General features: G+C 66.5%; 23 protein-coding genes. 13 read left to right on the top strand and 10 right to left on the bottom strand.

Annotated elements, in window-relative coordinates; translation table 11 throughout:
• The first annotated feature begins 44 nt into the window (after positions 1-44).
• Positions 45-866 carry an HDOD domain-containing protein gene (locus ACY3GB_RS14845; protein ID WP_463089420.1) on the top strand — a complete coding sequence of 274 codons (822 nt, stop codon included), beginning with the start codon at positions 45-47 and terminating at the stop codon, positions 864-866.
• Positions 867-878: 12 nt separating this feature from the next.
• Here the strand turns inward: ACY3GB_RS14845 and ACY3GB_RS14850 are convergent, their stop codons facing one another.
• The gene (locus ACY3GB_RS14850; RefSeq protein ID WP_463089421.1) at positions 879-2,534 is read right to left on the bottom strand and encodes an AMP-binding protein; all 1,656 of its coding nucleotides are present in this window, start codon (positions 2,532-2,534) and stop codon (positions 879-881) included.
• Here ACY3GB_RS14850 and ACY3GB_RS14855 point away from each other — a divergent pair.
• From ACY3GB_RS14855 to ACY3GB_RS14865, 3 genes are all read left to right on the top strand, one after another.
• Positions 2,533-2,796 carry a hypothetical protein gene (locus ACY3GB_RS14855; protein ID WP_463089422.1) on the top strand — a complete coding sequence of 88 codons (264 nt, stop codon included), beginning with the start codon at positions 2,533-2,535 and terminating at the stop codon, positions 2,794-2,796. The genes ACY3GB_RS14850 and ACY3GB_RS14855 overlap by 2 nt on opposite strands.
• A 42-nt stretch (positions 2,797-2,838) precedes the next feature.
• Positions 2,839-3,420, top strand: coding sequence for a TetR/AcrR family transcriptional regulator (locus ACY3GB_RS14860; protein ID WP_463089423.1), 582 nt, complete (start codon positions 2,839-2,841; stop codon positions 3,418-3,420).
• Positions 3,421-3,519: 99 nt separating this feature from the next.
• The gene (locus ACY3GB_RS14865) at positions 3,520-4,383 is read left to right on the top strand and encodes an NAD(P)-dependent oxidoreductase (RefSeq protein ID WP_463089424.1); all 864 of its coding nucleotides are present in this window, start codon (positions 3,520-3,522) and stop codon (positions 4,381-4,383) included.
• 59 nt (positions 4,384-4,442) lie between these two features.
• Here ACY3GB_RS14865 and ACY3GB_RS14870 read toward each other — a convergent pair whose 3' ends face one another.
• Positions 4,443-6,317: a ribonuclease catalytic domain-containing protein gene (locus ACY3GB_RS14870; RefSeq protein ID WP_463089425.1), complete on the bottom strand. Its 1,875-nt coding sequence runs from the start codon at positions 6,315-6,317 to the stop codon at positions 4,443-4,445.
• A 117-nt stretch (positions 6,318-6,434) separates the two neighbouring features.
• On the opposite strand from ACY3GB_RS14870, the gene ACY3GB_RS14875 reads away from it, so the two are divergent.
• Entirely contained in the window at positions 6,435-8,030 is a 1,596-nt protein-coding gene (locus ACY3GB_RS14875; RefSeq protein ID WP_463089426.1) for a GGDEF domain-containing protein, read from the top strand.
• 84 nt (positions 8,031-8,114) lie between these two features.
• On the opposite strand, the gene ACY3GB_RS14880 is transcribed toward ACY3GB_RS14875, so the two are convergent.
• The 5 genes from ACY3GB_RS14880 to ACY3GB_RS14900 all read right to left on the bottom strand — a co-directional run bounded on the left by ACY3GB_RS14880 (position 8,115) and on the right by ACY3GB_RS14900 (position 12,571).
• Positions 8,115-8,897, bottom strand: a complete 783-nt coding sequence (locus ACY3GB_RS14880; RefSeq protein WP_463089427.1) for an outer membrane protein OmpK — start codon at positions 8,895-8,897, stop codon at positions 8,115-8,117.
• A 246-nt stretch (positions 8,898-9,143) separates the two neighbouring features.
• Positions 9,144-9,461: an MGMT family protein gene (locus ACY3GB_RS14885; protein WP_463089428.1), complete on the bottom strand. Its 318-nt coding sequence runs from the start codon at positions 9,459-9,461 to the stop codon at positions 9,144-9,146.
• Positions 9,461-10,111 (bottom strand): MBL fold metallo-hydrolase, encoded by a 651-nt coding sequence (locus ACY3GB_RS14890; RefSeq protein WP_463089429.1) that lies wholly within the window; start codon positions 10,109-10,111, stop codon positions 9,461-9,463. Before ACY3GB_RS14890 ends, ACY3GB_RS14885 begins: the two co-directional genes overlap by 1 nt.
• Positions 10,112-10,215: 104 nt before the next feature.
• Entirely contained in the window at positions 10,216-12,126 is a 1,911-nt protein-coding gene (locus tag ACY3GB_RS14895; RefSeq protein WP_463089430.1) for a B12-binding domain-containing radical SAM protein, read from the bottom strand.
• Positions 12,127-12,214: 88 nt separating this feature from the next.
• The gene (locus ACY3GB_RS14900; protein WP_463089431.1) at positions 12,215-12,571 is read right to left on the bottom strand and encodes a carboxymuconolactone decarboxylase family protein; all 357 of its coding nucleotides are present in this window, start codon (positions 12,569-12,571) and stop codon (positions 12,215-12,217) included.
• A 108-nt stretch (positions 12,572-12,679) separates the two neighbouring features.
• On the opposite strand from ACY3GB_RS14900, the gene ACY3GB_RS14905 reads away from it, so the two are divergent.
• The 4 genes from ACY3GB_RS14905 (at position 12,680) to ACY3GB_RS14920 (ending at position 14,512) form a co-directional block, all read left to right on the top strand.
• The gene (locus ACY3GB_RS14905) at positions 12,680-12,997 is read left to right on the top strand and encodes an ArsR/SmtB family transcription factor (protein WP_463089432.1); all 318 of its coding nucleotides are present in this window, start codon (positions 12,680-12,682) and stop codon (positions 12,995-12,997) included.
• 2 nt (positions 12,998-12,999) lie between these two features.
• Positions 13,000-13,425 (top strand): YeeE/YedE family protein, encoded by a 426-nt coding sequence (locus ACY3GB_RS14910; protein WP_463089433.1) that lies wholly within the window; start codon positions 13,000-13,002, stop codon positions 13,423-13,425.
• Between the two features lie 9 nt (positions 13,426-13,434).
• The gene (locus ACY3GB_RS14915) at positions 13,435-13,842 is read left to right on the top strand and encodes a DUF6691 family protein (RefSeq protein ID WP_463089434.1); all 408 of its coding nucleotides are present in this window, start codon (positions 13,435-13,437) and stop codon (positions 13,840-13,842) included.
• A 76-nt stretch (positions 13,843-13,918) separates the two neighbouring features.
• Positions 13,919-14,512, top strand: a complete 594-nt coding sequence (locus ACY3GB_RS14920) for a cytochrome c4 (protein WP_463089435.1) — start codon at positions 13,919-13,921, stop codon at positions 14,510-14,512.
• A 149-nt stretch (positions 14,513-14,661) separates the two neighbouring features.
• On the opposite strand, the gene prfA is transcribed toward ACY3GB_RS14920, so the two are convergent.
• Positions 14,662-15,738 carry a peptide chain release factor 1 gene (prfA, locus tag ACY3GB_RS14925; RefSeq protein WP_021478850.1) on the bottom strand — a complete coding sequence of 359 codons (1,077 nt, stop codon included), beginning with the start codon at positions 15,736-15,738 and terminating at the stop codon, positions 14,662-14,664.
• A complete protein-coding gene (gene hemA / locus ACY3GB_RS14930; RefSeq protein ID WP_463089436.1) occupies positions 15,738-16,991 on the bottom strand; it encodes a glutamyl-tRNA reductase in 1,254 nt (417 codons plus the stop codon). The genes prfA and hemA overlap by 1 nt, the downstream gene beginning before the upstream one ends.
• Positions 16,992-17,395: 404 nt before the next feature.
• Between hemA and ACY3GB_RS14935 the strand changes: the two genes are divergently transcribed.
• Complete coding sequence (locus ACY3GB_RS14935; RefSeq protein ID WP_463089437.1) at positions 17,396-20,023, top strand: TonB-dependent receptor; 2,628 nt, start codon at positions 17,396-17,398, stop codon at positions 20,021-20,023.
• Positions 20,024-20,075: 52 nt separating this feature from the next.
• On the opposite strand, the gene ACY3GB_RS14940 is transcribed toward ACY3GB_RS14935, so the two are convergent.
• On the bottom strand, positions 20,076-20,537 hold the full coding sequence (locus ACY3GB_RS14940) for a GNAT family N-acetyltransferase (RefSeq protein ID WP_463089438.1): 462 nt from the start codon (positions 20,535-20,537) through the stop codon (positions 20,076-20,078).
• Positions 20,538-20,634: 97 nt separating this feature from the next.
• On the opposite strand from ACY3GB_RS14940, the gene parC reads away from it, so the two are divergent.
• From parC to ACY3GB_RS14955, 3 genes are read left to right on the top strand one after another with little or no spacing between them, the layout of a single operon-like run.
• Positions 20,635-22,986, top strand: coding sequence for a DNA topoisomerase IV subunit A (gene parC / locus ACY3GB_RS14945; protein ID WP_463090946.1), 2,352 nt, complete (start codon positions 20,635-20,637; stop codon positions 22,984-22,986).
• Positions 22,986-24,542, top strand: a complete 1,557-nt coding sequence (locus ACY3GB_RS14950) for a sensor histidine kinase (protein ID WP_463090947.1) — start codon at positions 22,986-22,988, stop codon at positions 24,540-24,542. Before parC ends, ACY3GB_RS14950 begins: the two co-directional genes overlap by 1 nt.
• Complete coding sequence (locus ACY3GB_RS14955) at positions 24,535-25,851, top strand: sigma-54-dependent transcriptional regulator (protein ID WP_463089439.1); 1,317 nt, start codon at positions 24,535-24,537, stop codon at positions 25,849-25,851. The genes ACY3GB_RS14950 and ACY3GB_RS14955 overlap by 8 nt, the downstream gene beginning before the upstream one ends.
• Positions 25,852-25,888 lie beyond the last annotated feature (37 nt).

A 25,888-nucleotide genomic window follows, 5' to 3' on the forward strand; every position in this document is an offset into this window, starting at 1 on the left:
ATTGCCTAAGCTCAAACCTGCTAAACCGGCAAAGGGGCGCGTCGATGCAGGTGGGGGAAATTTTCGAAAAGGCCTCGGGCAGGCTGCCCATGGTTCCCAAGGTGGTGCAGGAGCTGGTGGCCAGCTTCCACCGTTCCGACGTCAACATCAACGATGTCACCGACAAGGTGATGCACGACCAGGTGCTGAGCGCGCGGGTGCTGCGGCTGGCCAACAGCGCGCGCTTCGGCAGCAGCCGCCGCGTCGGCTCGCTGGACGACGCGGTGATCTTGCTGGGCTTCGACAACCTGCGGGTGCTGGTGATCGCCTCCGGCGTCACCGGCGCCACGCTCGGCATCAGCGGCTTCGACATGCAGGCGTTCTGGCAGCGCAGCTTCGCGATGGCCAACACCGCCAAGCTGCTGGCCAGGCTGGCGGGGCTGGAGCCGCAGCTGGGCTACACCTGCGGCCTGCTGGCCAATATCGGCGAGCTGGTGCTGTACGTCGCGGTGCCGGAGCAGGCGCAGCAGATAGACCGCATCGTCGCAGGCGGAGCCGACCGCATCGCCACCGAGCGCATGCTGCTGGGCCTGGACCTGACCGAGCTGGGCGCCGAACTGGCGCGGCGCTGGAATTTCCCCGACGAGATCCAGGGGGCGATCTACCGCCAGCACGACCTGCTGAACGACGAGGCCTCGCCGTACGCGCAGCTGATCGGCCTGACCACCTTTGTGGTGTCCGGCTTCCGCCACGGCATGAGCGAGGAGGACATGCTGTCCAGCCTGCCGGAGGGCGTGCTGGAGCGGCTGGGGCTGGACCGCGACCGCGTCGCCGGCTCGATCGAGCCGCTGCAGCAGTCCAGCACCCTGGTCGACGACCTGTTCTAGCGCCGGCCGGCCTCAGGCCGGCTGGCGCAGCTCGCGGCGCAGGATCTTGCCGACGTTGGACTTGGGCAGCTCGTCGCGGAACTCGACGTGGCGCGGCACCTTGTAGGCGGTCATATTGTCGCGGCAGTGGCGCAGCAGCTCGTCGGCCGTCAGCGCTGGATCCTTGCGCACCACCACGATCTTCACCGCCTCGCCGCTGCGCTCGTCCGGCACGCCGATGCAGGCCACCTCGCGCACGCCGGGATGCTGGGCCACCACGTCCTCCACTTCGTTCGGATACACGTTGAAGCCCGATACCAGCACCATGTCCTTCTTGCGGTCCACCAGCTTGAGCAGGCCGTCGGCGGTGCGGACGCCGATATCGCCGGTGGCGAAGAAACCGTCGGCGTGGAACACCTTGGCCGTCTCCTCCGGTCGCTGCCAGTAGCCGGCCATCACCTGCGGCCCGCGCACGCAGACTTCGCCCGGCTCGCCGTCGGCGGCGGGCCGGCCGGCGTCGTCGCGCAGCTCAACCTCGGTGCCGGGCACCGGCATGCCGACGGTGCCGGTATAGCGCTCCACCGCCAGCGCGTTGACCGATACCAGCGGCGAGGCCTCGGTCAGGCCGTAGCCTTCCAGCAGCACCAGGCCGGTTGTCCGCTGCCAGGCTTCGGCCACCGCCTGCTGCACCGCCGCGCCGCCGCCTATCGCTACTCGCCAGCGGCTGAAATCCAGCTTGGCGAAGCCGGCGTGGTGCGCCAGCGCGTTGAACAGGGTGTTGACGCCGGTGAAGGCGTTGACCGGATGGCGGGCCAGTTCGGCCACCAGACCGTCCAGATCGCGCGGATTGGTGATCAGCAGGCTGTTGCCGCCCAGGCGGGCGATCAGCAGGCAGTTGATGGTGAGCGCGAACACGTGGTACAGCGGCAGCGGCGTCGCCACCACGGTCTGGCCTTCCAGCAGCGCGCCGCCCAGCACCAGCCGCGCCTGCTCGACGTTGGCCAGCAGGTTGCGGTGGCTGAGCATCGCGCCCTTGGCCAGGCCGGTGGTGCCGCCAGTGTATTGCAGGATGGCCAGCGCGTCCGGCGCCAGCCTGGCGTCGCGCCAGCGGGCGGCGTCGCCGCCGGCCAGCGCTTTGCGGAAAGCGACGGCGCCGGGGAGATGGTAGGGCGGCACCAGCTTTTTCACGTGGCGCACCGCCGCGTTGACCAGCCAGCGCCTGGGCGCCGGCAGCAGGTCGCCGACGGCGGTGACGACCACATGCTGCAGCGAGGTGTCGGCGCGGGCTTCCTGCACCACCTGGGCGAAGTTCTCCAGCACCACGATGGCGCGCGCCTGGGAGTCGGCCAGCTGGTGATGCAGCTCGCGCGCGGTGTACAGCGGATTGACGTTGACCGCCACCAGGCCGGCGCGGAGCACCGCGTACAGGGCCACCGGGTATTGCAGCAGATTGGGCATCATCAGCGCCACCCGCTCGCCGGCGCGCAGTCCCAGGCCGCGGGTCAGGTAGTCGGCCAGCCGGGCGCTTTGCCGGTCCAGCTCGCGGTAGCTGAGGTCGCGGCCCATATTGTGGAAAGCGGTGTGGTCGGGGTAGCGGGCGACGGTCTGCGCCAACATCTCTCCCAGCGAGGCGGCCGGCAAGGCGTCGATCCGGTCGGGAGTGGCCGGGTGGCGGGCGAAATCCTGCATGTTTCCTCCTGTGCGCGCGGCGGAAAACGCGCCGCGGATGAATCTTGTTATCGTGGGTGCGGGTGATGCGACATGCGGCAAGACGGATTGCATCCGCGACGTTAATCCAATGGCATTTCAATTTCAATCGAAGGTCGCCCTGGCGACGGCGCATCCCGCGAACAAGGGGGCAGCGAGCGATCGGAAAAATGGTGGCGGATTTGCCGGCTGGCGGTTTGCGCGGATGAAAGACGCTTGTCCTTGGCCGGCGCCGTCTATATGATATGGAACATTCATTCCAAAATTATCGGAGCCGGCATTTCGGATGCGCCCCAAGGAATTCGACGAAGACGCCGTCGCCGACGCGGCGATGCGGGTGTTCTGGCAGCGCGGCTATGCCGCCACCTCGATCCAGGACCTGGTGGACGGGACCGGCCTGTCGCGCAGCAGCCTGTACAACGCTTTCGATAGCAAGCATGGCCTGTATCTGCGCGCGCTGCGCCATTACAGCCGAATCGGCGCCGCCAACGCCGCGTGCCTGGCGGGAGCCGGACCGTTGCGGGACAGGGTGCGCGCGCTGCTGATGCGGGTGGTCGAGGACGAGTTGCGCGAACAGCCGGGCCCAGGCTGCCTGGCGGCCAACGCCGCGCTGGAGGCGGCCGGCCGCGACGAGGCGGTGGATGCCGCGCTGGCCGAGCATTTCCGCCAGCTGGAAGCCGCTTTGCTGCGCGCGCTGCGACAGGCGCGCGAGCGAGGCGAGCTGGCCGCCGGCCGCGATCCCCAAGCGTTGGCCAGCTTGCTGATGTGCACGATCCAGGGCTTGCGGGTGTTGGGCAAGGGCGTCGGCCGCGAAGGCAGGCAGGCCAGATTGACCGATGCGGCGGAGATGGCCCTGGGCTGTCTGTAAACCTCGCGCGGCGCGGCGCGGCGATTATTTTCATCTATTTTGTACCGATTGTTCCAATAAGGGCCGCAAGGCTTTCTGCAATGCAACAGGAGTAGCGATATGACCCAAGCCCACCCCCTCGCTGTCGCCGTGCTCGGCACCGGCATCATCGGCGCCGCCGTCGCGCGCAATCTCGCCCGCAAGGGTTTCGCCGTGCGGGCATGGAATCGCACGCCGGAAAAGGCGCAGCCGCTGGCCGCCGACGGCGCGGCGGTTTTCCTCGACGCGGCCGACGCCGCGCGCGGCGCCGACCTGATCGTGACCGTTGCCAAGGACGGCGCGGCGGTGCTGGCCGCGATGCGGGCGGCGGCCGCGGGGCTGAAAGACGGCGCGGTGTGGCTGCAGCTGAGCACGGTGGGCGCGCCGGCGACCGCGGAGCTGGCGGCCTGGGCGGCGGAGCGCGGCCTGGTTTTCTACGATTCGCCGCTGCTGGGCACGCGCCAGCCGGCGGAGGCCGGCCAACTGGTGATGCTGGCGTCCGGGCCGCTGCCGCGCCGCGAGCCAGCGCAGGCGGTGTTCGACGCCATCGGCCGCCGCACCCTCTGGGTGTCGGAGCGGCCGGGCGACGCCAGCCGGCTGAAGCTGGCCTTGAACAGCTGGGCGCTGGCCTTGACCCACGGCGCGGCGGAGAGCCTGGCGCTGGCGCGCGGCCTGGGCCTGGATCCGGCGCTGATGCTGGACGCGGTGGCCGGCGGCCCGCTGGACAGCCCTTATCTGCAGGCCAAGGGCAAGGCGATGCTGGCCGGCGATTACGCGGCCAGCTTCACCGTCGACAACGCGGCCAAGGACGCCGAGCTGATCCTGGCGGCGGCGGCCGAGGCCGGGGTGGCGATGGACTGCGCGGCGGCGGGCTTGCGGCGCTTTCAGCGCGCGCAGGACGCCGGCCACGGCGACAAGGACATGGCGGCGACCTTCCTGGTCTGAGCGCGAAAAAGCCGCCGGGCCTCGCGGCGCGGCGGCTTTCGATCAGACGGGGAGAGCGCTCAGCTCTCCTCGTCCTCGCCGGCTTCTTCGACATGGTCGAGGCGGCCGGTATAGCGCAGCTCCACTTCCTGAGTCAGCAGGTCCACCTTCACCACGGACAGCTGCACGCGGTCGCCGCGCGCCAGCTCCGGCAGTCCGGGGATGCGCAGCCTCAGCGGCAGGCCGTCGATGCGCACCAGGTCTTCCTTGATCACGGACGCGGTCGGCTCGGTGATGTTTTCCTGCAGCAGATACTTCAGGCACCAGTAGTGCTCCATCTTGTCCTGGAACGACAGATAGGCGCCGTAGGTGGCGTCGAAGTCGCGCAGGATGGCGAACAGCATCGCGTCGCCCTGGGCGAACTGCGGCTTCTCGCCGCGTATCATCGCCGCCAGCTGGCGCTGGTTGATGAAGTCGCTGGCGCGGCGCAGCGGCGAGGTGCTCCATGCGTACTGGGCCACGCCCAGGCCCATGTGCGGCTCGGGGCGGGTGGTCATCCGCACCTTGCCCATGCTCTGCGCGCGGTACATCGCCGGGATGTCGGCCTCGGCCAGCATTCGGCCCCACTCGCTGTTGGCCAGGATCATCAGCTCGGACACCAGTTTGTCCATCGGCGCGCCGCGCTTGCGGATGGTGATGGACACCTGGCCGTCGACGACGTCGATATTGTAGTCGTGCTGCGCCGGGCGGCTGGGGTCGTGCTTGCCGCGGCGCTTCTCCAGCGCCTCGGCGAACTGCCACAGCCACACCAGTTCGCGCTTGAACGGGTAGTCGACGCCGGGGTCGTTGGCCAGCGTCTCCTCGTTGAACACCTGCTCCAGCTCGGCGTGGCGCAGGTTGGCGGCCACCGGCACCCGCTCGATGCGGTTTTCGAAGGTTACCAGCTCGAACTCAGGCGTCACCTCGGCGTACAGCGAGAACGCCGGGCAGTCGCGGCCTTCCTGCAGCGTGAATGCCTGCACCACGTCGTCCGGCAGCATGGTGATCTTGTCGCCGGGGAAATAGGCGGTGGACAGCCGCGACAGCACCATCTTCTCGATGTCGGAGTCCAGCGGCACGCCCAGCGTAGGCGCGGCGATGTGGATGCCGACGCGCTTGTTGCCGTTGGGCAGGTCTTCCACCGACAGCGCGTCGTCGATCTCGGTGGTGTTGGCGTCGTCGATGGAGAAGGCGCGCACCGCGGCCACCGGCAGCTCCGGCAGCTCGGTCGGCGGCGCGTATTTGCCGAAGCCGGCGCCCTTGGGGAAGTACTCCATCAGGAAACCGGCCATCAGGTAGTCGGGCACCGACGGAATGCCGCCCACCTTGTGCGCCAGGCGCAGCGGCGGCAGGTTCTGTTCGCGGCTGGCCTGATCGAAGGCCTTGAATTCCAGCGTGTTCTTGTCGGGCTTCCACAGCAGCTGCATCAGCTGCGAGCGGATGGCTTCAGGCAGCGCGCCGTTTTTCAGCTCGCCCACCCAGCCGTCGATCTGCTCCTGCTCGCGCTTCTTGCGCTCCACGCCGGCCAGCGCCGCCTGCAACGCATCCTGCGGCGCTTTCTTGTAGCGGCCCTTGCCCTTCTTGTAGAAGTACATCGGCGCGCTGTGCAGCCGGCTGATCAGCGCGGCTGCCTCGATCGCGGACGGCTCGCGGCCGAAATAGTCGGTGGCCAGGTCCTGGTAGCCGAACTCGTCGTCGGGACTGCATTCCCACAGGAAATCCAGGTCGATATCGGTGGCCAGATTGTCGGCCGACGGCAGAAAATCCGCCAACGAGGAACTAAACTCCAGAAAGACGTTGGCGCTCTTGATCTTGGCGCGTTTGCCGTGCTGGGTGTCCACCTGCAGGCTGGCGTCGCTGCGCGACACGATGCTGCCGACTTTGAAACTGCCGCTCTCTTCGTAAAAAACGTTCATCAAAACTTGCCAGGCCGTTGAATTTAAGGGCGGATTATAGCAGCTCGCTTCGGCGGCAGAGCCACAAACTTCGCCGCCGCTCCGGCCGGATCCAACAGAAAACGGAACCATCGCCCGATGAAACAGGCCGCATCCATCCATCCGGGCCAGCGCATCCATCTGGCGCGGGAAATCGACCGCATCGGCTATATGCTGGTGTCGCGCTGGGAGCGGCCGCTGGCCGCGCATCTGCTGTCGCTGGTGGCGCGGATGGAAAACCTGGTGCGCGCCATCAGCCTGTTCGAGCTGGCCAAGGAGGCGCGCGCGCTGGCCGCGCTGCTGGAACAGTGGCTGCAGCAGCCTGAGGCGGCGCCGTCGGAGCGGGCGCGCTACGGCCAGCTGCGCCATCATCTGGGCGTGGTCTGCCAACTTGGGCTGATGGAGCGCCAGCAGAGCCTGGGCACCCTGGACGGACTGCTGCAGCCGGGCGCGGAGGACGCCACGCTGTACATGTGGCTGCCGGCCGGCCTCGACGATGGCAGGCTGCAGCGCCAGCTGGCCTGCTTCGGCTTCGAGGTGACGGTGCTGTCGCAGGCGGCCAAGCTGGCCAAGGCCCTGCAGCGGCAGGCGCCGGCGGCGGTGGTGGCGTTCGCCGACTTCACCGACAACGATCCCATCCGGCAACTGGCGTCGGCGATCAGCAGCAGCTGCCCGCTGGTGATCACCTCGCCGCGGCGGGACTTCCCGGCCCGGCTGGAGGCGGTGCGGATGGGCGCCTGCGGCTTTCTCGACTGGCCGCTGCAGGTCAACCAGCTGGTGGACCTGCTCAGCTTCGGCGACATCGGCGAGCGGCGCGATCCGCTGCGGGTGCTGATCGTGGAGGACATGGCCTCGCTGGCCGGGCTGTACTCGCGGGTGCTGGCCGCGCACGGGGTGGAGGCCGCCAGCGAGACCAATCCGGAGCGGGTGCCGGAGCGGATCCAGCAATTCAGCCCGGACCTGATCCTGATGGACATGTACATGCCGCAGTGCAACGGCATCGAGCTGGCCAAGGTGATACGCCAGCAGCGGCTGCTGGACGGCATCCCCATCGTCTTCCTGTCGGTGGAAAAGCGCCAGACGGTGCAGCTGGACGCGCTGACGCTGGGCATCGACGGCTTCCTGACCAAGCCGGTGGCGCCGGAGGAGCTGGTGGTGACGGTGGTGAACCGCGCGCGCCGCTACCGCAAGCTGCGCTCCTATATCGTCAACGACAGCCTGACCGGCCTGCTCAACCATTCCCATCTGCACGGCCAGCTGGACAGCGCCGTCGAGCGCGCGCGCCGCGCCGGGCAGCCGTTGTCGCTGGCGATGCTGGACCTCGACTATTTCAAGCAGGTGAACGACAACTACGGCCACCAGGCCGGCGACGAAGTGCTGCTCAATCTGGCGCGCTTCCTGAAGGAGAGGCTGCGGCGCACCGATCTGGTGGGCCGCTACGGCGGCGAGGAGTTCGCCATCGTGCTGGCGGGCACGCCGGCGGACAAGGCATGCAGCATGCTGGATGCGCTGCGGCAGGATTTCTGCCGGCTGGAGCAGCAGGTGGGCGAGCGGACCTTCCGCCAGACCTTCAGCGTCGGCGTGAGCTCGCTGGCCAGCGCCGAAGACGCCACCAGCCTGGTGCAGCAGGCCGACGAAACGCTGTACCGCGCCAAAGCCGCGGGCCGCAACCGGGTGGAATGCCACGGCGGCTAGAAAAACAAAACCCCCGCGAGGCGGGGGCGTGCAAGCGGCGGACTAAGCCGCCGGCCCGTTCAGGGAAGGACGGGAACTTCGTTATTAGAAGTTGTACTTGGCGGAGTAGATCATCGCGTTTTCGTTGCCAGCCACGCCCAGCTTGTTGATCGCATAGCGGTATTGAATGCCGGCGGTGAAGGACTTGGTCGGGTTCCACCACAGCGCCACGGCGCCGTTCTGACCGGTGCGCTTGTTCACTACGCCGCCCGGTTGGGCTACGCCGACGAAGTAGTCCGAACGACCGAATTCGGTTTCATGCCATTGGGTCATGGAGAACGGTTGACCGAAGGCGTTGAAGTCGAAGCCTGCCACATAGCCGGTCATCCAACCGTTGCGATGCGCGCCGACACCGTACTTCAGCTCTTGGTGGGCACCCAGGAACGGCTTGAACCACACGCGGCCGAAGGAGAGATCGGTGCCCAGACCCAGTACGCGGTTCTGGTCGAAGAAATTGTGGCCGCGGGTGTCGTACACGTGGGTGTACAGCTTGACCGGCACGCCGCCGACGTCGGTGATGTTGAAGCGGGCTACTACTTTGGTGGTGTAACGACGATCGGCTGCCGGAATCTCGGTTTCGTTGCGGTTCCAGTTTTCCAGATCAAAGAAGCCGTACAGGTCGCCCCAGGAACGGCCCATGCCGCCTTCTGCTTCCAGGTATTGGAAGTTACGCTTGGCGCCGAACGGAGCAGCCTGGGTCTTTTCCAGGGTGCTGTCGGACCAGTTCAGCTGGTTGAAGCTGACGTTGCCAAAGGAGTAGTCACCGGCATGAGCCAGTGCGGAGGCGGCCAACAAGGACAGGGCCAGCAGCGACTTGCGAGTATTCATTGTTTCACCAGACTATTTTCGTGTAGTAAGCATCCGACAGGCTGTCGGCGAGCGCGCGCAGATTAGACGTAGAACCGGACGTATGCAAACAATTTGTCACCTGTCTGTCGCTTTTCTGCAAAGAAACGTTGAGATGTTGTAGCAAAATGACATCAGAGTTACATCCTGTTGCCATAATGCCACATGGAAATATCTCCACGTGGAGATAAGTATCTGAGCGCGCGCCGGTTTCTGGCTTGTTTCAGGTCAAACCATCGGGTCGGGCCAACCGAAAATCCTCAGGTCCACCTTGCCGTTGGCATTGAATTCCACCCCTTCCTCCTCCAGCTGCAGCCGCTGCCAGTCGGCATGGTGGCTGCCGGGGCGCGACAGCCTGCCGCCGGCGCCCAGCACCCGGTACCACGGCGCGGCGACGCCCTCGGGCAGGCTGCCCAGCAGCTTGCCGACATGCCGCGAGTGGCGCGGGTAGCCGGCCAGCTCGGCCAGCGTGCCGTAGGTGGTGACGCGGCCTGGCGGCACTTCGGCAAGCAGCGCCAGCACGCGGCGGGCGAATTCGGGCGGCATCAGCGGTAGCGCGGATCGGCGACGTAGGGATTGCCGCGCTTCTCCGCGCCTAGGGTGGTGAACGGGCCGTGGCCGGGGATGACCACGGTGTCGTCGGGCAGGACGAACAGCTTTTGCTGGATCGCGTCTATCAACTGCTGGTGGTTGCCCATCGGGAAGTCGGTGCGGCCGATCGAGCCCTGAAACAGCACGTCGCCGGCCACCAGCACCTTGGCCGTTGGGCTGTGGAACACCACATGGCCGGGGGTGTGGCCCGGGCAGTGGATCACGTGCAAGGTTTCCTCGCCGACGGTGACGGCGTCGCCCTCTTCCAGCCAGCGTTGCGGCGTCAGCGGCTCGCTGCGCGGAAAGCCGAACATCTGGCCCTGGGTGGGCAGCTGGTCCAGCCAGAAGCTTTCCGCGCGCTGCGGCCCTTCTATCTCCACGCCCAGCCGATCGGCCAGCACGGCGGCGCCGCCGGCGTGGTCGATGTGGCCGTGGGTCAGCAGCAGCTTTTCCACCGTCAGGCCCTGGCTGTCCACCCAGGCCTGGATGCGGTCGATGTCGCCGCCGGCGTCGACGACGGCGGCCTTGCGGCTGGCGTCGCACCACAGCACGCTGCAGTTCTGGGCGAACGGGGTGACCGGGATCACGTGGTATTTCAGGGCCATGGCATTGCTCGCGGCGGAATCTCAATCCGTCATTCTGGCATGGCGGGAGCGCTTTGGGGAGGTGCTACGGCAGGGGGGATGCCCGGCGACGCCGGGGATCCGCGCTACTGGTAGAGTGCCCGCTCGATGAACTGGCGCGGCACTTTCGGTTTGGGCACCCGCGTGTCGAACCAGCCGCGCACGTCGCCGTCCAGGCCGATGCCGTGCATGAAGTTGTACAGCGCCTTGTTCAGCGCCTTGCCCATCAGCTCGTGGTCGGTGCCGGTGGGGTCGATGAAGCCGACGTCGTTCTTGGCGAAGTCGCCTTGCGGCAGCGGCACCAGCTTGACGCCGTATTCCTCCGGGTTCTGCCCCACCGGCGAATGCACGGTACAGGCGAAGCGGTGGAAGAAGCCGGACTGGATGCAGCCGTTGTCGAACAGCTGGCGCACGTATTCCAGCGCGTCCACCGTGTCCTGTACCGTCTGCGTCGGGAAACCGTACATCAGGTAGGCGTGCACCAGCACGCCGGCCTCGGCGAAGCCGTGGGTGACGCGGGCCACCTGCTCCACCGACACGCCCTTCTTCATCAGTTTCAGCAGGCGGTCGGACGCGACTTCCAAACCGCCGGAGATGGCGATGCAGCCGGATTCGGCCAACAGCTGGGCCAGTTCCGGGGTGAACGATTTCTCGAAGCGGATATTGCCCCACCAGGAGATGGACACCTTGCGCCGCAGCAGTTCCTCGGCCAGCGCCTTCAGCATCTTGGGCGGCGCGGCCTCGTCGACGAAGTGGAAGCCGGTCTGGCCGGTTTCGGCGATGATGGCCTCGATGCGGTCCACCAGCAGCTCGGCCGACGCCGTCTCGTAGCGCGAGATGTAGTCCAGCGTCACGTCGCAGAAGCTGCATTTCTTCCAGTAACAGCCGTGGGCGATGGTCAGCTTGTTCCAGCGGCCATCGCTCCACAGCCGATGCATCGGGTTCAGCATGTCCAGCAGCGACAGGTAGCGGTCTATCGGCAGGCCGTCCCAGGTGGGCGTGCCCACTTCGGAGAACGGCACGTCGGCTTCCTGCATGTTCACATAGCGCACCGCGCCGTCCTGGCGCAGGAAGGTTCGCACCAGGCGGCTCGCGCCGCGCTTGCCTTCGATGTGCTCCATCAGCGCCAGCAGCGGCCGCTCGCCGTCGTCCAGCGTCACGTAGTCGAAGTAGTCGAATACCCGCGGCTCGGCCAGTTCGCGCAGCTCGGTGTTGGCGTAGCCGCCGCCGAGGCAGATCTTGATGTCCGGCCAGTGGCGCTTGATGGTCTGGGCGATGCGGAAGGCCGCGTACACCGCGCCGGGGAAAGGCACCGAGATCAGCACCAGTTGCGGTTGGTGCCGGTCGATCGCCTCGCGCGTCAGCGCGTCCAGCGTGTCGTCCACCCAGTTCGGCGCGGCCGCCAGCGCCCGCGCCAGCGGCTCGAAGCTGGGTTGCGACAAGGCCAGCGATTCGGCGTAGCGGACGAATTCGAAGCGAGGGTCCACCGCTTCGCGCAGCACGTCGGCGATATCGTTCAGGTACAGCGTGGCCAGGTGGCGGGCGCGGTCCTGGGTGCCCAGCGCGCCGAAGGCCCAGGCCAGCGGGTCGCCGCCGTCCGGATCGTCCGGGTCCACGTACACGTCCAGCGAGGCGAAGCGTGGGCCTTCCGGCAGGTAGTTGCGGCCGGCGATGCGGTAGGACAGCGTGGCGTCCCGGCCTTGCAGGAAGCCTATCGTCGCATCCACCGTCGCGGCGTAGCGGTCGTAGGAGATGTCGAACTGCATCATGCAGTCGCTGCGCTGGCGCATCGGGATGCGGTGCACGTGCTCGCGCAGCGTGGCCAGGCCGGTTCTGGAGAACAGCCTCAGCACCAGCGCCAGCGCCAGGTCCTCCTGGAACGCGGCCACGCCGCGCGAGCGCAGGAAGCCGGTGAGGTAGGCGGTGGAGGGGTAAGGCGTGTTCAGCTGCGTCATCGGCGGGATGAGCGACAGCACGCGCAGGGAACTGGCAGACATGGTGCGTGAAATCCGGGCGGTGGTTCAAAAAGCATAGCCGGGCTTGCGCCCGGCCATGGAGAATTGTCCCACAGCGGACGATGCGAGACTAGGCGGTCTTGGCGCTGAACTGCTCGAAGGCGGCCAAAGCGTGGGCGGAATACATCAGCGACGGGCCGCCGCCCATGTAGACGGCCATCGCCAGCGCTTCTTCCACTTCCGTCTTGCCGGCGCCCAGCTTGACCAATGCCTGGGCGTGGAAACCCAGGCAGCCGTCGCAGCGCGCGGCCACGCCCAGCGCCAGCGCGATCAGCTCCTTGGTTTTCTTGTCCAGCGCGCCGTCGCGGGTGGCGGCGCGGGCCATGTCGTTGAAGCCTTGCATCACTTCGGGCACGTCGGCGCGCAGCGTGGCCAGGTGCTTGGAAATGGCGTGGGTCAGTTCCGGGTAATTGACTTCATTGCTCATGCTCAGGGCTCCCTGTCGTGAAGATGGGCGGCGTGCCGCTATTGATATATTGATTTATATAATATCAATTGATATATTGATGTCAAGCCGTTACGCAAGAGAGCCGCCATGAATCCAGCTTTTCCCAACTTCGCCGACATGCGCGCCGCCGCCGGGCAGGCCTGCGGCCTGCTGCGCGCGCTGGCCAATGAAGACCGCCTGCTGCTGCTGTGCCAGCTCAGCCAGGGGGAGCGGTCGGTGAGCGAGCTGGAGGAGACGGTGGGCGTTCGCCAGCCGACCTTGTCGCAGCAACTGGGCGTGCTGCGCAAGGAGGGGCTGGTGGCCACCCGCCGCGACGGCAAGCGCATCTATTACTCGGTGGCCGACGCCGACGCCTTGGCGGTGCTGGCCACGCTGTATCAACGCTTCTGTCCCAAGGAGGCATGACGATGATGGATTGGAGCCACTTCACGCCGGCGAGCGCGCTGGCCGGCGGCGCGCTGATCGGCCTCGCCGCCGCCTGGCTGATTTTGCTGAACGGCCGCGTGGCCGGCATCAGCGGCATCGTCGGCCATCTGCTCTCGCCGGGCGGCGACAAGGGCTGGCGGCTGGCCTTCGTCGCCGGCCTGGTGTTGTCGCCATGGCTGTATCGGCTGTTCGCCGCGCCGCCGGACATCCAGCTGGACGACCGCTGGTGGCTGCTGATCGCGGCCGGCCTGCTGGTCGGCTACGGCAGCCGGCTGGGTTTGGGCTGCACCAGCGGCCACGGCGTGTGCGGCTTGGCGCGGCTGTCGCCGCGCTCGCTGGCGGCGACGCTGGCCTTCATGGCCGCCGGCTTCGCTGCCGTGTGGCTGATGCGGCACTGGATCGGATAGGGGGAAAAGATGAAGCTTGTCAGCGCATTTCTGGCCGGGCTGATGTTCGGCATCGGCTTGCTTGTCGCCGGCATGGCCAACCCGGCCAAGGTGCTGGGGTTTCTGGATCTGGGGGGCCGCTGGGACCCATCGCTGGCGCTGGTGATGGCGGGCGCCGTCGCGGTGGCGCTGCCGGCGTTCGCCGTGGCGAAGCGGCGCGGCCGCGCGCTGCTGGGCGATGAAATGCAATTGCCGGCCGCGCGGAGCGTGGACCGCCGCCTGCTGCTGGGCAGCCTGGTTTTCGGCGCCGGCTGGGGGCTGGCCGGCGTTTGTCCGGGGCCGGCGCTGGTGTTGGCGGGCAGCGGCTTGCCTTCCGGCCTGCTGTTTCTGGCGGCGATGCTGGCCGGGATGCGGCTCCAGCGCGTCCGCGCGGGGTGAGTGCCGACGTAGACGCGCGTGCAGGGGCGGCCGGAGCGATCTATATCTTCTTAATGTCATTGGAATGGAGATGGCCATGAAGCGATGGATACTCGCCGCGCTGCTGGGATGGGGATGGCTGGCGGGCGCGTCGGCGCGGGCCGAGCCGGCGCAGCTGGCCCGGCAATTGTGCGCCAGTTGCCACGGCGCTGACGGCAACGGCCCGGGACCGGCGCCGCGGCTGGCTGGCCAGCAAGCTGTTTACATCGTCCAGCAGTTGCAGGCGTTCCGCCAGCGGCAGCGCGCCGACGGCGGCGCGCATCAGGCGGCGCTGGCCGCGTTGAAGGACGAGGCTGCGTTGCGGCAGCTGGCGGACTTTTTCGCGGCTGGGAAGCCGGCGTCCGGCGCGGCGCCAGGCATCGACGCCGCCTTGGCGGCGGCGGGGCGCAAGCTGTACGCCGAGGGCAAACTGGCGGTGGGCACGCCGCCCTGTTTCAGCTGCCACGGCGAGAAGGGCGAAGGCGGTTCCGCCGCGCCCAGGCTGGCCGGGCAGCTGCCGGATTATCTGGCCCGGCGCATGCGGGTGTCGGACGCGCCGCAGCCGGATTCGGCGATGGAGATGCAGGAAATCCTGAAGACGATGAGCGCCGACGACATCAAGGCGCTGCTCGCTTATCTGGCCACGCTGTAGCCGGACAAAAGAAAAGGCCACGCAAGGTGGCCTCAAGTTTCGGAGAAAAAAATCCTTCCGGCACGGCGGTCCGGATGGACACGGGCCGCGCGCGGCCCGTCTTTTTCAGCCGGTGATTCTAACGTCGACGATGGCGCGAGGCAATCGTTTCAGTCGCCAAGCGCCGCCAGCAGCTCCGCCTGCTGTTCGGCGATCAGCGCGCTGGTCAGCTCGACCAGGTCGCCGTCCATCACCTGGTCCAGCTTGTACAGCGTCAGGTTGATGCGATGGTCGGTGATGCGGCCTTGCGGGTAGTTATAGGTGCGGATGCGCTCGGAACGATCGCCGGAGCCGATCAGGCTCTTGCGCTCGGCGGCTTCCTTCTGGTTCTTCTCGCGCAGCTGGATGTCGTAGATGCGCGCCGCCAGCACCTGCATCGCGCTGGCCTTGTTGGCGTGCTGCGAGCGGCCGTCCTGACACTCCGCCACAATCCCCGTCGGCAAGTGGGTGATGCGCACCGCCGAGTCGGTCTTGTTGATGTGCTGGCCGCCGGCGCCGCTGGCTCGGAACGTATCGATGCGCAGGTCGGCCGGGTTCAGCACCACCTCGGCGATCTCGTCGGCCTCGGCCATCACCGCCACCGTGCAGGCGCTGGTGTGGATGCGGCCCTGGGTCTCGGTGGCCGGCACGCGCTGCACGCGGTGGCCGCCGGATTCGAACTTCAGTCGCGAGTACGCGCCCTGGCCCACTAGGCGGACGATGGCTTCCTTGTAGCCGCCCAGATCGGATTCGCTGGCGGAGACGATCTCCACCTGCCAGCGGTTGCGCTCGGCGTAGCGGGTGTACATGCGCAGCAGGTCGGCCGCGAACAGCGCCGCCTCGTCGCCGCCGGTGCCGGCCCGGATTTCCAGGAAGATGTTCTTGTCGTCGTTGGGATCCTTGGGCAACAGCAGTTTCTGCAGCTCGAGGTCCAGCGCTTCCAGCCTGTCCTTGCCCTCGGCGATTTCCGCCTGGGCGAATTCCTTCATCTCCGGATCGGCCAGCATGTCCTCGGCGGCGGCGATGTCGCCCTCGCACTGCCGGTAGGCGGCGAAGGTTTCCACCACCGGCGTCAGCTCGGCGTGTTCGCGGGTGAGTTTGCGGAAGGCCTCCATGTCCTGGGTGGCCGTTTCGCTGGCAAGCAGGTGGGTCACCTCTTCCAGACGGTCGGCCAGCTGGGCGAGCCTGGCCGCGATAGACGCTTTCATTACGACTCCGGATGTAAACGGTAAAGCCGCGCGATGGCTTGCACCTGCGCGTCATGCTCCGCGCCGCTGCCCGAGGACAGGGCCTGGGTCGGCGGGTGCATCAATTTGTTGGTCAGCTGGACGGACAGGGCCTCCAGCACTTTTTCCGGCGCGTCGCCGCGCGCCAGCTGTTTCAGCGCGCCTTCCAACGCGTGGCGCCGCGCGCGGTCGGCTTCGTCGCGCAAGGCGCGGATCAGCGGCACGGTTTCGCGTTTCTTCAGCCAGTCGGTGAACTCCGCCACCCGCGTCTGGATGATGGTTTCGGCCTCTTCGGCGGCGCTCTGCCGCGCCTCCTTGCCCACTTCGACGATGCCGGCGATATCGTCGACGCTGTACAGGAACACGTCGTCCAGCTTGCCTACCTCCAGCTCGACGTCGCGCGGCACGGCGAGGTCGAGCATGAACATCGGCCGGTGGCGGCGCGTCTTGATCGCCCGCTCCACCATGCCCTTGCCGATGATGGGCAGCTGGCTGGCGGTGGAGGTGACCACCACGTCGTAGCGCGCCAGCGTTTCCGGCAGCTCGGCCAGCGTGACGGCGTTGCCGCCGAACTGCTCGGCCAGCCGTTGCCCGCGCTCCAGCGTGCGGTTGGCCACGGTGATACAGGACGGATTGCGCGCGGCGAAGTGGGTGGCCACCAGCTCGATCATCTCGCCGGCGCCGACGAACAGCACGTTCAGTTCGGCGATGGACGGAAAGATCTGCTCCGCCAGCTTCACCGCCGCCGCCGACATCGACACCGAGCTGGAACCGACCGCGGTGTTGGAGCGCACTTCCTTGGCCACCGCGAAGGTGCGCTGGAACAGGCCGTTCAGCAGCGTGCCCAGCGCGCCGGCGTGTTCGGCGCTGCGCACCGCGTCCTTCAACTGGCCGAGGATCTGGGTCTCGCCCAGCACCATCGAGTCCAGCCCCGACGCCACGCGAAAAGCATGGCGCGCCGCCTGCGACGCCTCCAGCCGGTACAGATAGGGCTCCAGCTCGGCCCGGTTCAGGCCGTGGAACCGGCACAGCCAGTCCAGCGCGGCGTGCGGGTCCGGGCTGCTGCAGTAGATCTCGGTGCGGTTGCAGGTGGAGACGATGGCCGCTTCCCGCGCCGCTTGCGAAGCCAGCAGACTTTCCAGCGCGCGCGGCAGGGTTTCGGCCGGGAAGGCCAGCTTCTCCCGTATCGACAGCGGTGCGGTGTGATGGTTGAGTCCGAGGGCAAGCAGATGCATGGGCGGAAGCGCCGCGGGACGAAAACAGGACATTTTAGCCTAAGTCGCCGATGCCGTCCCGCGAGGCGTGACGCGGTCATGAGTTTGAATGATGCGACGAGGCCGCCTGATCGGAATGATTGGGCCATGAGCATGGATCATGACAACTTGTTGTTTTGTTGACACAGCTTCCGTGAGGGAAGCGGGATGTCGTTCATAGAAAAACACAATTGTCATCAATGGATTAACAAAGTCGGCCGCGGCTTGCGAATTTTCTGCATATGGGCCGGGCAGCCAAACAATTTGCCGTTGACATGTTTTGATGCCATTTTCATTCCCTGCCGCAGTGTTGCAGCCATGTGACAGCGACGGCACAGATTTGCGCCCACGCAGCGCAGACACCGTGATGAACAAAGGGAAACGAGATGAGAGTCAAGACTCTTGCCCAGGCGATCGCCGCGATCGGCCTGCTGGGCAGCAGCTTCGCGCACGCCGCGGACGACAACCAACTGGAACGGGTGACGATCACCGGCTCCAACATCAAGCGGATCGCCTCCCAAGGCGCGCTGCCGGTTGAAGTGCTGAAGAAAGAAGACATTGCCAAGACCGGCGCATCCACGGTTGTCCAGCTCCTGGAAACCTTGACTGCGGTGAATGGCGTCACTTCAGGCACTGACAGCAATAGCTTCGTGCCTGGCGCGGCCCACGCTGGCCTGCGTGGCATGAACGACAAGTACACGCTGGTGCTGTTGAACGGCCGCCGGTTGGCGACTTACGCGCAGCTGGAAAGCGGTACTGACGCTTTCACGGATCTGAATACGCTGCCGCTGTCCGTCATCGAGTCGGTGGAAATCCTGCGCGATGGCGCGTCGGCGATTTATGGCTCCGATGCCGTGGCCGGGGTGATCAATTTCAAGACCAAGCGCAATTACCAGGGCGTTGATACCTATGCCCGCTATGGCCAGACGCAAGCAGGGGATGGCAAAGAACAGGCGGCAGGCGTTTCGGCCGGCGTAGGCGATTTGGACAAGGATGGCTACAACCTCATGGTGTCTTTCGACGCCTACCATCGCGAGCCAGTGTTCTACAGCAAGCATGAAGCAATCAAGACCCGCGATTTCCGTCGCTTCGGCGGCGCCGATAATCGCTATCTGAGCACCTGGGGCGGTTGGTCGACCGATCCGTCGTCCAAACCGTACTATGCGATGCCGTATTGCCAAAAATCCTTGGTGACCAAGGGCAATGGTTCCACGATCTGTCCGATCGACTACGATCAGGAAGACGCTCAGGTTTCGCCCCGCACCAGCCGTTACGGTTTGTTGACCACGCTGACCAGAAAGCTGGATGCCGATAGCCAGTTCTACATGGAGTTGGGCTTCAACCAGTCCAACACCGCTCTGCGCGGCGGCAACAACTTCCTGAATGGCGTCACGCTGAATCCGGGCGATGCGGCCTATCCGACGGATCCCAAGCTGATCGCCGCGTTGCAGGCCCAGCAGCCGTTCACGCCCGGCAAGGACAGCATCACTGTCTACCGCGGCCTGAATGAGGGCTGGGGTCGTGACGTCGATTCGACCAGCAATACCTATCACGCCGTATTTGGTTATTCCACCTACTACAAGGACTGGGATTACGACGCCTCCGTCAACTTCAGCGGTAACAACATCACCAATAAGAACCAGTCCTATCTGACCTCGCTGACGGATTCTCTGCAGACGGGTAACCCCAGCGGCCCGACCTACAATCCGTTCATCCATGGCAATCCGGCCTCCAGCCTGACGCCTTACCAGGTGCTGACTACCGATACCGCCTCGACCAGCCTGCAAGCCTTGGAGCTGAAAGCGTCCAAGAGCGAGCTGTTCCAGCTGCCGGGCGGCGCGGCGGGTTTCGCCGCAGGCATCCAATGGTGGCGCGAGACGCTGGAGAGCATACCCAGCGACTACTCGCAGCAAGGGCTGGTCCTGAACGCCGGACCGCAGTCCTACCTGAATGCCAGCCATAGCATTTTCGCGGCTTATAGCGAGCTGAACCTGCCGGTGGTCAAGAACTTGGAAGTGCAATTGGCGTTGCGCGCCGACCATTACAACGACTTCGGCAATACCATCAATCCGAAGATCGCCTTCACTTATCGCCCCCTGAAGGAAGTAATGTTCCGCGGCTCCGCCACCTCGGGCTTCAAGGCACCGTCGTTCTCGCAGCTGCGTCTGAACCGCACCGCTTACGACTCGGTGACTGATCAGGCGCTGTGCGATCAACAGCATGTTTCCAATTGCACGCCCACCAGCACTCAGATCCGCAGCGGCGGCAACCCCAACCTGCAGCCGGAAACCAATGACAGCTTCAGCCTGGGCATGGTGCTGCAACCCATCAAGGATCTGTACGCCTCTGTCGACTTCTACCGGATCAACCAGAAGAACGTCATCAATGCGCTCGATACGGACGATGTGGTCAACAACCCGAGCAAGTACCCCGGCGCTATCGTGCGCAAACCGGTTCCGGCCGGCCAGTTGGGCGAAATCGACTACATCAATACTCCGTATCAGAATGCGGGAGGCCTGACCACTTCCGGCCTGGACTTCGATCTGAGCTACATCTGGTCTCTGGGTAGTTTCGGCAAGGTGAAGCTGGAAAACCAGCACAGCCGCTTGCTGAGCTACAAGGATCACAAGCTCGCATCCGATCCGTGGCTGGAAGAAGTGGATTATGCGATCCAACCGCGTTGGAAGAATGTGTTCACCGCCGAATACAGCATCAATAAGTTTTCGGCTGGCGTGACCGCTCGCAGCTATGCCGGTTATAAGGATCTGACACAAGCCAGCAGCAGCCCTCGCTTGCTGAAGGGCAAGCCGGCGCGGATACCGTCGTATACCGCTTTCGACGTGGACTTCAGCGTTTCGCCGCTGAAAAAGCTGACGGTAGGCGGCGGCATCAAGAACATCGGCAACCGCATTCCGCCGTACTTCATCAACGGCCAGACGCCGGGCACTTTCTCCGGCAGCTCGACCGACTTGTGGGGCCGAACCTACTATGTGAACGTCAACTACAAGTTCTGATCATTCCGTTCTGCCAAACAGCCACCCACAGGTGGCTGTTTGCGTTTTCGCCTTAGCCTACTCGCCTCATGTCCACATGCAGAATCCCGCCGTCGTCGTACGGTTCCGACACCGGCTGGAAGCCGAATGACGCGTACAGCGCGCTGGCGTCCACCTGGGCCGACAGCATGAAGGGCGTGCCGGGGAAATGGCGCTGGCACTGCGCCACCGCCTGCTCCATCAGCGCCTTGCCCAGGCCCCGGCCGCGCGCTTCCGGCGCTACCACCACCCGGCCGATGGCCGCCGCGTCCGGGTATTTTTCGCCCGGCGCGATCAAGCGCGCGTAGGCGAGCAGCCGGCCGGCGTCGTCGCGGCCGGACAGGTGCAGGCAGCGGGTGTCCACGCCGTCCACGTCGCCGTAGATCGACTGCTGCTCCACCACGAACACCTGGTCGCGCAGTTGCAGCGCCTGGTACAGCGCGAGCGGCGTGAAGCCGTCGAAACCGTGGCAGTGCCACGCTATCTTGTTTGCCATAGTAGAATCCCCTCATTCCGGTAACGGTCGCCCCGATGTTATGCCATCCGGCGCGGCCATGTGCCCTTATCCAGATCAAGACACCAACATCAAGAATATGAACGACCACGATCTCTTCGCCCAGCCGGACGCTGCCGGCGATAACCTGCCGCCGCCGCCCGCCGCGCCGGATGCCGCCGGCGGCGACTGGATTCCGCTCGACCTCTACGCCGAGCGCGCCTATCTGGAGTACGCGATGAGCGTGGTCAAGGGCCGCGCGCTGCCGGAGGTGGCCGACGGCCAGAAGCCGGTGCAGCGCCGCATCCTGTACGCGATGCGCGACATGGGACTGGTCCATGGCGCCAAGCCGGTGAAATCGGCCCGCGTGGTGGGCGAAATCCTGGGTAAATACCACCCGCACGGCGACAGCTCTGCCTACGAGGCGCTGGTGCGGATGGCGCAGGACTTCACGCTGCGCTACCCGCTGATCGACGGCCAGGGCAACTTCGGCTCCCGCGACGGCGACGGCGCGGCGGCGATGCGTTATACCGAGGCGCGGCTGACGCCGATCGCCGAGCTGCTGCTGTCCGAGATCGACATGGGCACGGTGGACTTCGTTCCCAATTACGACGGTGCCTTCGAAGAGCCGTCGCTGCTGCCGGCCCGGCTGCCGATGGTGCTGCTCAACGGCGCTTCCGGCATCGCCGTCGGCATGGCGACCGAAATCCCGCCGCACAATCTGACCGAGGTCGCCGCCGCCTGCGTGGCGCTGCTGGACGACCCGACGCTGGATACCGCCGCGCTGATGCGATACGTGCCCGGTCCGGACTTCCCCGGCGGCGGCCAGATCATCACCCCGGCCGCCGACATCCTGTCGGCCTACGAAACCGGCAGGGGCAGCGTGCGGGTGCGCGCCAAGTGGGAAATCGACAAGCTGGCGCGCGGCCAGTGGCGCGCCATCGTCACCGAACTGCCGCCCGGCTCGTCGGCGCAGAAGGTGCTGGCGGAGATTGAGGAAGCCACCAATCCCAAGCTCAAGGCCGGCAAGAAGCAGCTGTCGCAGGATCAGCAGAACCTGAAGAAGCTGATGCTTGACCTGCTGGACCGCGTGCGCGACGAGTCCGACAGCGAAAGCCCGGTGCGGCTGGTGTTCGAGCCCAAGTCCAGCCGCCAGGACCCGGACGAATTCATGAACATCCTGCTGGCGCAGACCAGCCTGGAAGGCAACGCCTCGCTGAACCTGGTGATGATAGGCCTGGACGGCCGCCCGGGACAGAAGGGCCTCAAGCCCATCCTCACCGAATGGATAGACTTCCGCCGCGCCACCGTCACCCGCCGGCTGGCGCACCGCCTGGCCCAGGTGGACAAGCGCATCCACATCCTGGAAGGGCGGATGATCGCCTTCATCCACATCGATGAAGTGATCCGCGTGATCCGCGAGTCGGACGAGCCCAAGCCGGATCTGATCAAGGCCTTCGGCCTGACCGAAATCCAGGCAGAGGACATCCTGGAAATCCGCCTGCGCCAACTGGCGCGGCTGGAAGGCTTCAAGCTGGAAAAGGAATTGTCCGATCTGCGCGAAGAGCGCGAGGGCTTGCGCCACATCCTGGACACCCCGGACGCGCTCACCCGCCTGATCCGCGACGAGATCCAGGCCGACGCCGCCAAGTACGGCGACAAGCGCCGCAGCGAGATCAAGGCCGCCGAGCGCGCGGTGCTGACCCAGACCACCGCCGACGAACCGGTGACGCTGCTCTTGTCGCAGAAGGGCTGGATCCGCGCCCGCGTCGGCCACAACGTGGAGCTGGAAACGCTGAGCTTCAAGGACGGCGACGCGCTGGCGGCGGTGGTGGAGACGCGCACGGTGTGGAACGCCATCGTGCTCGACCACAACGGCCGCGCCTACACCATCGATCCGGCCACGGTGCCGACCGGCCGCGGCGACGGCGTGCCGGTGGCGTCCTTGGTAGACCTGCAGGACGGCGCCAAGCCGGCGCAGCTGATTTCCGGCCGCGACGAGGATAAGTTTGTGGTGGCCGGCAGCGGCGGCTACGGCTTCATCGCCAAGATCGGCGACATGGCCGGCCGGGTGAAGGCCGGCAAGGCCTTCATCACGCTGGACGACAAGGAAACGGTGCTGGCGCCGGTGAGGCTGCCCGCCGCGCCGCTGGAAGCCCTGCAACTGGTGGCCGCCAGCGACAGCGGCCGCCTGCTGGCCTTCCCCGCGGCCGAGCTGAAGGAACTGGCCAAGGGCCGCGGCCTGATGCTGATGGCGCTGGACGACGGCGCGGCGCTGACCGCGGTCGGCCTGGTGGCCGGCGGCAAGGCGCTGCTGTCCACCACTTCGGTCCGCGGCAAGGTGGCGGACGAGAAGCTGGCGCTGGAAGAGTTCATCGGCAAGCGGGCGAAAAAGGGCAAGCTGATGCCTAAAAAGTGGCTGATCAGCGCCATCCGGGAGTTGCCGATGTGATGCTAAGGACAGCCCAGCCGCAAACGCTCAGTCCCCGCGCCGCGCTGTTGTTCGTCAACGGCTTCCGCGCGCTGCTGCTGCTGGTGCTGTTCTCGCTGTCGCTGCTGCCAGGCGGCGACGGCCAGCCGCTGATCGAGGGCGGCCGGCAGTTCTACGCTTGGTCCGGCGCCTATTTGTTGCTGATCGGCGTCTGGTATCTGTTGCGCGAAGGCAAGCTGGGCCACACGCTGCAGTTGACGCTGGCCATCGCCGCCGACATCGCGATGATGGTGTGGCTGATGGCGATGAATGATGGCATCCACGGCGGCTTCGGCCTCTTGCTGCTGCCTTATCTCGCCGCCGCCGGCCTGCTGTCCTCCGGCCGCTACGCCTTGTTCTATGCCGCCATCGCCACGCTGGCGCTGTTCTGCTATTCCGGCGTCGAGCATTGGCTGGGCTTCGCCAAGCCTTCCGACCTGCCCTACAGCGCGCTGCTCGCCTCGGCGGGCTTCGTCACCGCCATCGCCACCTGGCAGCTGGGCCGCATGGCGCGGGCGTCGGAAGCGCTGGCGGCGCAGCGCGGCGGCGAAATCGCCAATCTCAACCACCTGAACGAACTGATCCTGCAAAGCCAGCGCGACGCGGTGGTGGTGCTGGATGAAGACGGGCACCTGCGCCAGTTCAACCTGCAGGCCGCGCGCTATTTCAACCAGCTGCAGCGCGGCCAGTTGCTGCCCGAGCTGCTGCCGCTGGTGCAGCGGTGGCGCGACGATGGCTACCCGGCGCTGTCCACCTTCGTCGAACACAGTGTGCGCGGCCGCCAGCTGGTGGGGCGGCTGGTGCCGGTGCCGGTGCCCGAGGGCCAGCTGCGCGGCGTGGTGCTGTTCATGCGCGACATGGCCGACATGGCAGAGGAAGCCAAGCGGGTGAAGCTGGCGGCGCTGGGCCGCCTCACCGCCAACATCGCGCATGAGGTCCGCAATCCGCTGTCCGCCATCAGCCATGCCGGCGACCTGCTGGCCGAAGATGAAACCGACCCGGCGCGGCAGCGCCTGTTGCGCATCGTCCAGGACAACGCCCGCCGCATCAACGGCATGGTGGAGGATGTGCTGACGCTGGGCCGGCGCGACCGCGTCCGCCGCGAAACGATAGAACTCGCCTCCTTCGTCGCCCAGCAGCTCGAGCATTTTTCGATGTCGCAGCCGGACGCCGCCGGCGCCGTGCGCTGCGAGCTGGCCGACGATTGCCGGCTGGGTTTCGACCGCGGCCATCTGGCCCAGATACTGGGCAACCTGCTGGCCAACGCCTGGCGCCACGGCAGCCGCCGGCCCGGCTCGGTGCGGCTGCAGGCCGGCATCGCGGAAAACCACCTGATCCTGCGCGTGATCGATGACGGCCCCGGTGTGGCCGAAGCCGACCAGGCGCGGCTGTTCGAACCCTTTTTCACCACGGAAAGCGCCGGCAGCGGCCTGGGGCTGTACATCGCCCGCGAGCTGGCCGAGGCCAACGGCGCGCGGCTGGATTACAGCCCGCCCGGCGGCGTGTTCCGGCTGATCTGTCAACTGGCCCATGACTAAGACACTGCGCGTATTGATCGTCGACGACGAACCGGACATCCGGGAGCTGCTGGAGCTGACCTTGCTGAAAATGGGCCTCGCGCCGACATGCGCCGGCAGCGTGGCCGAGGCGCGCGCCGCGCTGGACGCGGGCGGCTTCGACCTGGCGCTGACCGATATGCGGCTGCCGGACGGCGAGGGGCTGGAGGTGGTCAACCACATCGGCGAGACCGGGCTGGACGTGCCCATCGCCGTGATCACCGCCTACGGCAGCGCCGACAACGCGGTGCGGGCGATGAAGGCCGGCGCTTTCGACTACCTGCAGAAGCCGGTCAGCCTCGCTCAGCTGCGCAGCCTGGTGAAGAGCGCGCTGAAGGTGGAAACGCTGGTCGCCAAGACCGTGGCGCAGCAAAGGCTGTTGGGGGAGTCGCCGGCGATTCAGGAGGCGTTGCGGCTGGCGGACAAGCTGTCGCGCAGCCAGGCGGCGGTGTACATCGGCGGCGAGTCCGGCACCGGCAAGGAGCAAGCGGCGCGGCTGATCCACGAGCTGGGGCCGCGCGCGGACAAGCCCTTCGTCGCCGTCAACTGCGGCGCGATTCCGGAAACCCTGATGGAGAGCGAATTCTTCGGCTGCCGCAAGGGGGCGTTCACCGGCGCCGACGCCGACCGCGACGGCTTCTTCCAGCAGGCGCAGGGCGGCACGCTGTTCCTGGACGAGGTGGCCGAGCTGCCTTTGGCGATGCAGGTGAAGCTGCTGCGCGCGATCCAGGAAAAGCAGGTGCGCAAGCTGGGCGCCAGCCAGGAAGAGGCCTTGGATGTCCGCATCATCTGCGCCACCCACCGCGATCTGGCGGCGCGGGTGGAGTCGGGGCAATTCCGCCAGGATCTTTATTACCGCCTCAATGTGCTGCCGCTGAAGATGCCGCCATTGCGCGAGCTGCGCGACGACATCCCGCTGTTCGCCGAGCGGCTGCTGCAGCGCTTCGGCGGCGCGGCGGCGCCGCAGCTGTCGGCCGACGCCCGCCGCGCGCTGCTGGACTACGCCTACCCCGGCAACTTCCGCGAACTGGAAAACATCCTGGAGCGGGCGGTGGCCCTGGCCGCCGGCCCCACGCTGTCCCGCGCCGATCTGCAGCTGACCCCTTGCGCCGACTACGCGCCGGAGCTCGGCAGCGACGAGCCGCTGCAGGATTATCTGGACCGCGTCGAGCGCGAAGCCATCGTCAAGGCGCTGGAAGGCACCCGCTACAACCGCACCCAGGCGGCCAAGCGGCTGGGCGTCACTTTCCGCTCATTGCGCTACCGGATGGAGAGGCTGGGGGTGAAGTGAGGCGCGGCCGCATGGGGATGCGTAGGATGGCCGCTCT

The organism is Chromobacterium sp. Ag138, from assembly GCF_055181315.1.

Bases quoted from the DNA above. Each gene is read 5' to 3' on its own strand.
- ACY3GB_RS14845 (WP_463089420.1), top strand. From the start codon at position 45: ATGCAGGTGGGGGAAATTTTCGAAAAGGCCTCGGGCAGGCTGCCCATG.
- ACY3GB_RS14855 (WP_463089422.1), top strand. From the start codon at position 2,533: ATGTTTCCTCCTGTGCGCGCGGCGGAAAACGCGCCGCGGATGAATCTT.
- ACY3GB_RS14850 (WP_463089421.1), bottom strand. From the start codon at position 2,534: ATGCAGGATTTCGCCCGCCACCCGGCCACTCCCGACCGGATCGACGCC.
- ACY3GB_RS14860 (WP_463089423.1), top strand. From the start codon at position 2,839: ATGCGCCCCAAGGAATTCGACGAAGACGCCGTCGCCGACGCGGCGATG.
- ACY3GB_RS14865 (WP_463089424.1), top strand. From the start codon at position 3,520: ATGACCCAAGCCCACCCCCTCGCTGTCGCCGTGCTCGGCACCGGCATC.
- ACY3GB_RS14870 (WP_463089425.1), bottom strand. From the start codon at position 6,317: ATGAACGTTTTTTACGAAGAGAGCGGCAGTTTCAAAGTCGGCAGCATC.
- ACY3GB_RS14875 (WP_463089426.1), top strand. From the start codon at position 6,435: ATGAAACAGGCCGCATCCATCCATCCGGGCCAGCGCATCCATCTGGCG.
- ACY3GB_RS14880 (WP_463089427.1), bottom strand. From the start codon at position 8,897: ATGAATACTCGCAAGTCGCTGCTGGCCCTGTCCTTGTTGGCCGCCTCC.
- ACY3GB_RS14885 (WP_463089428.1), bottom strand. From the start codon at position 9,461: ATGCCGCCCGAATTCGCCCGCCGCGTGCTGGCGCTGCTTGCCGAAGTG.
- ACY3GB_RS14890 (WP_463089429.1), bottom strand. From the start codon at position 10,111: ATGGCCCTGAAATACCACGTGATCCCGGTCACCCCGTTCGCCCAGAAC.
- ACY3GB_RS14895 (WP_463089430.1), bottom strand. From the start codon at position 12,126: ATGTCTGCCAGTTCCCTGCGCGTGCTGTCGCTCATCCCGCCGATGACG.
- ACY3GB_RS14900 (WP_463089431.1), bottom strand. From the start codon at position 12,571: ATGAGCAATGAAGTCAATTACCCGGAACTGACCCACGCCATTTCCAAG.
- ACY3GB_RS14905 (WP_463089432.1), top strand. From the start codon at position 12,680: ATGAATCCAGCTTTTCCCAACTTCGCCGACATGCGCGCCGCCGCCGGG.
- ACY3GB_RS14910 (WP_463089433.1), top strand. From the start codon at position 13,000: ATGATGGATTGGAGCCACTTCACGCCGGCGAGCGCGCTGGCCGGCGGC.
- ACY3GB_RS14915 (WP_463089434.1), top strand. From the start codon at position 13,435: ATGAAGCTTGTCAGCGCATTTCTGGCCGGGCTGATGTTCGGCATCGGC.
- ACY3GB_RS14920 (WP_463089435.1), top strand. From the start codon at position 13,919: ATGAAGCGATGGATACTCGCCGCGCTGCTGGGATGGGGATGGCTGGCG.
- prfA (WP_021478850.1), bottom strand. From the start codon at position 15,738: ATGAAAGCGTCTATCGCGGCCAGGCTCGCCCAGCTGGCCGACCGTCTG.
- hemA (WP_463089436.1), bottom strand. From the start codon at position 16,991: ATGCATCTGCTTGCCCTCGGACTCAACCATCACACCGCACCGCTGTCG.
- ACY3GB_RS14935 (WP_463089437.1), top strand. From the start codon at position 17,396: ATGAGAGTCAAGACTCTTGCCCAGGCGATCGCCGCGATCGGCCTGCTG.
- ACY3GB_RS14940 (WP_463089438.1), bottom strand. From the start codon at position 20,537: ATGGCAAACAAGATAGCGTGGCACTGCCACGGTTTCGACGGCTTCACG.
- parC (WP_463090946.1), top strand. From the start codon at position 20,635: ATGAACGACCACGATCTCTTCGCCCAGCCGGACGCTGCCGGCGATAAC.
- ACY3GB_RS14950 (WP_463090947.1), top strand. From the start codon at position 22,986: ATGCTAAGGACAGCCCAGCCGCAAACGCTCAGTCCCCGCGCCGCGCTG.
- ACY3GB_RS14955 (WP_463089439.1), top strand. From the start codon at position 24,535: ATGACTAAGACACTGCGCGTATTGATCGTCGACGACGAACCGGACATC.